This window comes from Shewanella sp. ZOR0012 (assembly GCF_000798835.1).
Taxonomy (GTDB): Bacteria; Pseudomonadota; Gammaproteobacteria; order Enterobacterales; family Shewanellaceae; genus Shewanella; species Shewanella xiamenensis.
In genome coordinates this window covers 1-5,992 of record NZ_JTLE01000032.1, presented here as the reverse complement: position 1 = coordinate 5,992, position 5,992 = coordinate 1, and the positions used below count along the sequence as shown (strand labels likewise).

Genomic DNA, 5,992 nt, shown 5'->3' with positions numbered 1-5,992 from the left:
TTAATGCCGTTCACTTAAGAGTGAACGGCATTTTTCTTTGGTCTAACCGGAAACTTGTTTTTGCTCATTTTAAGGACTCGTGGATATGCCCTTTCCCGTTTACCATCCAGCTTAAATTGCCGTGCATTTCGTTCTATATCCAATACGTCTCTCGGGACATTCCCCGGTGTTTGTGATGACAGTTGTGTCAACTTGAAGATGATATAACTCGCCGCATCCCGAAAACTCAGTTGATTGGGATGGACCGATGGCAAGCTTTTAGCCATCAGCAACATCTTATATCTAATGAGATTATAGGCCAGTAGCACGCCCCATAACTCTTGAGTCACCAGCTCCGGTAGTTGACTGCGGAGCGTAAAACGACTATCCAGTAGATGTTGTTTCATCTCTCTGTAGCCCAGTTCGATTTCCCATCGATGGGCATATAAGTCGACGATGTCTTCGCTGGGGTAACGCATCGGGTCTGTCAACGAGGTCAAAATGGCGACTGACTTACCTTTCACTGTCTTAGTCAATAAACGCGCTTCAAGAGTTTCAGGGAGCTGCGGCCATTTCTTTCTGGCTTGAGGTGTCGTGGTGAGTTTCACGCTCTGGTCATGCTTTCCTAGCGTTCGCACCACCTCATATTGAGTGCCTTTCTTCAATGGCAACAACCAGTGGCTATCAGGTTGCGCTTGCTGCCAAGCGTGCAGCAGGCCGAGCGAGTAAAATCCTCGGTCAAATAGGGTTAGGCTGTGATTGGGAATGCTAGGAATGAGCAGGGACGCTAAGTTCATTTCATTTTCGGCAACCGAATCAAAGGCGCTGTTGACCAACAAATGGCTGCTTAATTCCATCAAGCAAACCATGCGAATTTGCGGATAAGCCGCTTCGCCTGAAGCGTTGGCGGTTCGTCCAAAGGCGGCTTGATTTTGGACACTATCGGGTGTCCGCCACACGACACCGTCAACACCATACAAGTTAAGACCGCACCAATGAGGATGTTCAGCTCTCGCGTGCCAGGTATTGGCGCTGCGGCTAAATACTTCTCTAATAACCTCACTGCCCAATCGTTTACGCGCCTGAGTCACGGCGCTGCGTGCAACATAATCAATCTCTTGCGGCAAAACAATGTCGAGTTTGTTGATGAGTGACCGAACAGACTCCCCTCGGAACAAAGCCATTCCGATAACGGCCCAAATCATCGCGTCCATCGGCAATTTACGCCGTCTTAACGTCGCAACGCCCTGAGAGTCTAGGCAAGATTGAATTAACTCAGGTTCTAACACATCAGCTAAGCAGGTGAATTCGGTTAGGCGGGTAATATGAGTACGGGCGAGTGCTTCTGAGAGTTGCATAAAAAAATCCGATGACATGAGGTCATCGGATTTTGATCTTTTCAGCGAGATCGTCAAGCGATCTGTCTTAACTGATCGGCATTACACTGACGTGGGCTTTTTTATAGCTAATCTATTGTTACTTAACCCAAGGACTTAATACGGTCGGCACATGGCTAAATTGCAATGATGTCAAACTATTGATCTGCTCAACGCTCAGCTTAAAGCTGGTATTCACCTGTTGTTCACGCCCATCAAGCGTCACAGTAACAGTTTGATCTTGAGCAAATTCAAAATTTAATCCTGCAATAGGATCCTTAAAGTAACGCATCGGGAAGCCCTGCATAGCCCCTAGTAAGTCATCCATTTCACTAGCAATTTGCTGTAAGCGTTCTTGATCATATTGAACTTGTGTTTGCTTCGAGCGCACTTGCATCGCAATTCCACAGCCTTCAGCCTTACCCTCAAACTCTAGATTTACTAATGCCCGCTGATCTTTCAGTGCATCATCAAAGGGAATAAACAAACGTTGCGCAGATGTATAAGTGAGTGGCGTTGAATTTAATTCACTCGAAATGGTACCACTCTGAATATGGCAGTTAGGCAGCATTGGTACACTAAAGGCCACTTCAACTAACTGATAACTACCCTTATTGACTTGCTTTAATCTGTCATAAAACCCTTTATATTCAAGGGAAATTGTTTCTGCCTGCACATTTGATGCACACAAGCAAACTCCCACTAACAACCATTTTTTATACATCCGCCTTCACCAAATATTTTTCATTATGACGTAACATATCGAGTAACTCATCGATATAAGCTTCTTGCCTTTCAGAATAATTCACTAATCCATAGATAAGTTGGTCGGCACTCAATTCAGCCTCCTGAGCACGTAAATCGGCTCGAATTGAGCGAAACAAGGCATATGCTGTGTTCGAGTTTAAATTACGCATATAGGAGGAAACTGAAGCGTCTACCGATGGAAATATTTCTACTTCGTGTATTTTACCTGAGCCTCGCGAAGAAGGCACAATGCCGCAGCCATGACTAAAACACCATTCACCAAAGAAATTAAAACCTTCACGAGCAAAACGAGAACTGCCCCACCCAGATTCATTAGCCGCTTGGATCAGCACCATCGATTCAGGAATAATATCAACCCGTTTGAGTAGGCTGTTAAGGGATTTAGTATCGACACTGCGGGCAGCATATTGATATTTATCAAATAATTGATTGAGCTGCGCTAACTGTGATTCGGACAACGTATTGCCATTATCTATTACTGCCAACATATCAATGATAAATTCACGTTCAGTGGCAATAATGGCGTTTTGTTGTTGAACAATCGGCCTCAAAAAGTTAAAAAAGGCACGTTTTTTTTCTGCTACATCACTGATAGCAGAAAAGTCAGGAACTTGCGTAACAGGCTCAACGGCGTTTTCCAATTGGTTAACAATAGATTCAGGCTCATTCGTTGTAGGAATGAGCCACAATCTCAACGAAAAAATCGCCGAGATCACTAGGGCTAACGCGAGTGTAAACGAACCAATTCTACCAGTTTTCAATAAGTCACCTTCGATGTTGAGTTACTAGTGGCAAAATAAGCGCCAGATTATATGTCATATCTTGAAATTCACGAAATTTGGATGCAAAAACAACAATTCTTCCCAATCCTGCATTCACACATATCTAAAATGCGATCCGGCGCTTAAGTATTAGAATGCGTGAGAATTTTTAGTGCATGCTTTTGACTGAGCTTTTATACTAAGGTTCCGTTAGCCTCGGCAGTAACAAACTGAGTTTATCCGAGTTGATAACAGGATAGGATTTTACGGGTATTCAGGAAGGAAGCCTCATGCAGCAAATCTTAAACCAATTCAATCATGTAGTGGCTATCGGTGGCGGCCACGGTCTTGGACGTGTACTTTCATCACTCGATTTTCTAGGCAATCGTCTCACAGGTATTGTTGCTACGACAGATAATGGTGGTTCTACAGGTCGATTAAGAGCCGAGCAGGACTGCATTGCTTGGGGTGATTTGCGCAATTGTTTGTCCCAACTTGCTCATCGTCCTTCTGTCGGCTCACAATTATTTGAGTATCGCTTTCAAGGCGAAACTGAACTCAGTGGTCATAATCTAGGTAATTTGATGTTGCTCGCCTTAGATAAGTTGTGCGTTAGGCCCCTCGAAGCCGTCAATCTTATTCGGCATATGCTTAAAATTGAGACCAATATCATTCCAATGTCGGAGCAACCAACCCATTTGGTGGCATTACGAGCGTCCGGCTCAAAAGTGTTTGGTGAAGTGAATGTCGACAAGATGAATGAAGCTCCCATTGCACTATGCCTTGAGCCACAAGTTGATGCGACAGCCGAAGCCTGTGAAGCCATTTGCCGCGCGGATCTGATTATCTTGGGACCTGGCAGTTTTCTTACAAGTGTGATGCCACCTCTCTTATTACCCTGCTTTGCTAAAGCATTAGCAATGACAACGGCACCCGTAGTCTTTATCGATAATCTGAATGAAGAAACTTCGCCAGCAGGCCAGTTTAGTATTGAGCAGCGCATAGCCTGGTGCCATCAAGTAATTGGTAAACCCGTGATCACTAAAGTGCTGCGACATTCGGAACAAGTGCGTTTAGGCACCCTAGTTAATTATTTTCCCTTAAAAAATCGTCATAATCCGCAATTGCATGATCAGGCGAGTCTGCGTGATGCGCTTAACGCCATACTGCGGATAAAGTCAGAATTACCTTTAGAAACATTAGCTTCGTAATTGTTCTCTATACTGATAAACCATAAAACTTAAGTTTATCGACCGCATAAAAGTAAAAGGACAGCCTAAGCTGTCCTTTTTCGTAAGCCTCTTTTAAGTTAGAGGATTTGAGCAATCGCCTTACAGATCACAGGCATATTAGTTTTGGTCATACCCGCCACACTAATGCGACCCGAGCCGACGATATAAATGCCGAACTCGTCTTTCAAACGGGCAACCTGTGCTTTATTTAAGCCGGAGAAGCTAAACATACCGTTTTGACGGGAAATAAAGCTAAAGTCCTGTGTCACACCTTCATCTTTTAAGCTTTGTACAAATAGCGTACGCATCTCGGCAATACGTTCACGCATTTCGGTCAGCTCTTGTACCCAAAGGGCTTTCAATGATGCATCACTCAGAATCGTACTCACAATTAACGCGCCATGGGCTGGTGGATTTGAGTAATTTGCACGAATAGTACGTTTCACTTGGCTAAATGCACGCACCGCTTCATCGGCATTTTGTGCAACCACAGTCACCGCGCCGATACGTTCATTATACAAACCAAAGTTTTTAGAAAATGAGTTTGCCACTAATAGTTCTGGTACTTTTGACGCAACTAAGCGTAAACCAGCAGCATCTTCTTCAATACCAGCACCAAAACCTTGGTATGCAAAGTCGAATAATGGAACTAATTGCTTGTCCGCACAAAGATTAGCGACTAATTCCCATTGGGTTAACGTTAAATCAATACCCGTTGGGTTATGACAGCAACCGTGCAGTAGAATAATGTCGCCCGCCTGTGCATTGGCGAGATCTGTCATCATGCCATCAAAATCAATATCGTGGGCACTGGCGTTGTAGTAACCGTATTCTTTAACCGTCAAACCCGCAGTTTCAAAAATATTTTGATGGTTTGCCCAAGTTGGATTACTTACCCACACAGTGCGCGATGGCGTATTACGCAATAAGAACTCGGCAGCAATACGCAGTGCACCTGTACCACCAGGCGCTTGAGCAGTTGCTGCTCGGCCAGAAGTCACGAGATCACTACCTTCACCAAATAGCAGCTCTTGTACTACGCGATTATAGGTTTGAACCCCTTCTATCCCTAAATAGTTTTTAGTTTTCTCTTGCTCAAGCAATAGGGCTTCAGCTTTCTTAACTGATTGTAATACTGGAGTCTGCCCTGCTTCATCCTTATAAATGCCAACACCAAGGTTGACTTTATCTTGGCGCGGATCGGCCTTAAATGTATCGGTTAAACCAAGGATGGGATCGGCGGGTGCGAGTACTACCTGAGAGAAAATCATGACTACTTATCCTAAATGTTCACGTGTAGGGGGAAAATTCGGCTTATTTATACCACTGTCTTAAGAGAGGGAATAGCGCCTATTACCGCTTCTTAAGGAAATAGTTTGGCTATTATGGATTGATTAAAATAAATAACAACTAAATGAGAGATCATTTATGTGAAAGCTGAATTTTTTGAAAAATATGATTTTTTAGAGGCAGATCACTATCGCTTCAAGAGTGGCTTTAAAGTTATGAACTTGAAATTATTGCCAATAAAAAAAGCCTAACAAATGTTAGGCCTTTTTTATGTTATGGTACCCGAGGCCAGACTTGAACTGGCACGCTGTTACCAGCGAGGGATTTTAAATCCCTTGTGTCTACCGATTCCACCACTCGGGCAAACTCTTTATATTAACGACAGTAATCGTATCATTAATACTTTAATCTATGGAGGCGCGACCCGGAGTCGAACCGAGATCGACGGATTTGCAATCCGCAGCATAGCCATTCTGCCATCGCGCCAAATTTCCAAACTCGTAAAGAGTTGGAGCGACATATCGGGTTCGAACCGATGACCTATACCTTGGCAAGGTATCGCTCTACCAACTGAGCTAATGTCGCA

At 43.9% G+C, this 5,992-nt stretch carries 5 protein-coding genes and 3 tRNA genes; 1 reads left to right on the top strand and 7 read right to left on the bottom strand.

The annotated features are described in order from the left end of the window. Positions 1-14 precede the first annotated feature (14 nt). The 3 genes from L976_RS01185 to L976_RS01175 form a co-directional block, all read right to left on the bottom strand. On the bottom strand, positions 15-1,337 hold the full coding sequence (locus L976_RS01185; RefSeq protein ID WP_047533362.1) for an IS4 family transposase: 1,323 nt from the start codon (positions 1,335-1,337) through the stop codon (positions 15-17). Positions 1,338-1,455: 118 nt separating this feature from the next. After that, complete coding sequence (locus L976_RS01180; protein WP_047533359.1) at positions 1,456-2,079, bottom strand: DUF2987 domain-containing protein; 624 nt, start codon at positions 2,077-2,079, stop codon at positions 1,456-1,458. Beyond that, positions 2,072-2,884: a glucosaminidase domain-containing protein gene (locus L976_RS01175; protein ID WP_047533356.1), complete on the bottom strand. Its 813-nt coding sequence runs from the start codon at positions 2,882-2,884 to the stop codon at positions 2,072-2,074. The genes L976_RS01180 and L976_RS01175 overlap by 8 nt, the downstream gene beginning before the upstream one ends. A 290-nt stretch (positions 2,885-3,174) precedes the next feature. Here L976_RS01175 and L976_RS01170 point away from each other — a divergent pair, with 290 nt between their 5' ends. Continuing rightward, positions 3,175-4,095 carry a YvcK family protein gene (locus L976_RS01170; RefSeq protein WP_037418527.1) on the top strand — a complete coding sequence of 307 codons (921 nt, stop codon included), beginning with the start codon at positions 3,175-3,177 and terminating at the stop codon, positions 4,093-4,095. A 98-nt stretch (positions 4,096-4,193) separates the two neighbouring features. Here L976_RS01170 and L976_RS01165 read toward each other — a convergent pair whose 3' ends face one another. The 4 genes from L976_RS01165 to L976_RS01150 all read right to left on the bottom strand — a co-directional run bounded on the left by L976_RS01165 (position 4,194) and on the right by L976_RS01150 (position 5,991). Then, positions 4,194-5,387, bottom strand: a complete 1,194-nt coding sequence (locus L976_RS01165) for an amino acid aminotransferase (RefSeq protein ID WP_037418524.1) — start codon at positions 5,385-5,387, stop codon at positions 4,194-4,196. A gap of 295 nt (positions 5,388-5,682) precedes the next feature. Next, positions 5,683-5,769 (bottom strand) — tRNA-Leu (locus tag L976_RS01160). Between the two features lie 49 nt (positions 5,770-5,818). Continuing rightward, a tRNA-Cys gene (locus L976_RS01155) sits at positions 5,819-5,892 on the bottom strand. 23 nt (positions 5,893-5,915) lie between these two features. Further along, positions 5,916-5,991, bottom strand: a tRNA-Gly gene (locus L976_RS01150). Position 5,992: the final 1 nt, after the last annotated feature.

Excerpts from the sequence above, each read along its gene's own strand:
- L976_RS01185 (WP_047533362.1), bottom strand. The coding sequence starts at position 1,337 with ATGCAACTCTCAGAAGCACTCGCCCGTACTCATATTACCCGCCTAACC.
- L976_RS01180 (WP_047533359.1), bottom strand. The coding sequence starts at position 2,079 with ATGTATAAAAAATGGTTGTTAGTGGGAGTTTGCTTGTGTGCATCAAAT.
- L976_RS01170 (WP_037418527.1), top strand. The coding sequence starts at position 3,175 with ATGCAGCAAATCTTAAACCAATTCAATCATGTAGTGGCTATCGGTGGC.
- L976_RS01165 (WP_037418524.1), bottom strand. The coding sequence starts at position 5,387 with ATGATTTTCTCTCAGGTAGTACTCGCACCCGCCGATCCCATCCTTGGT.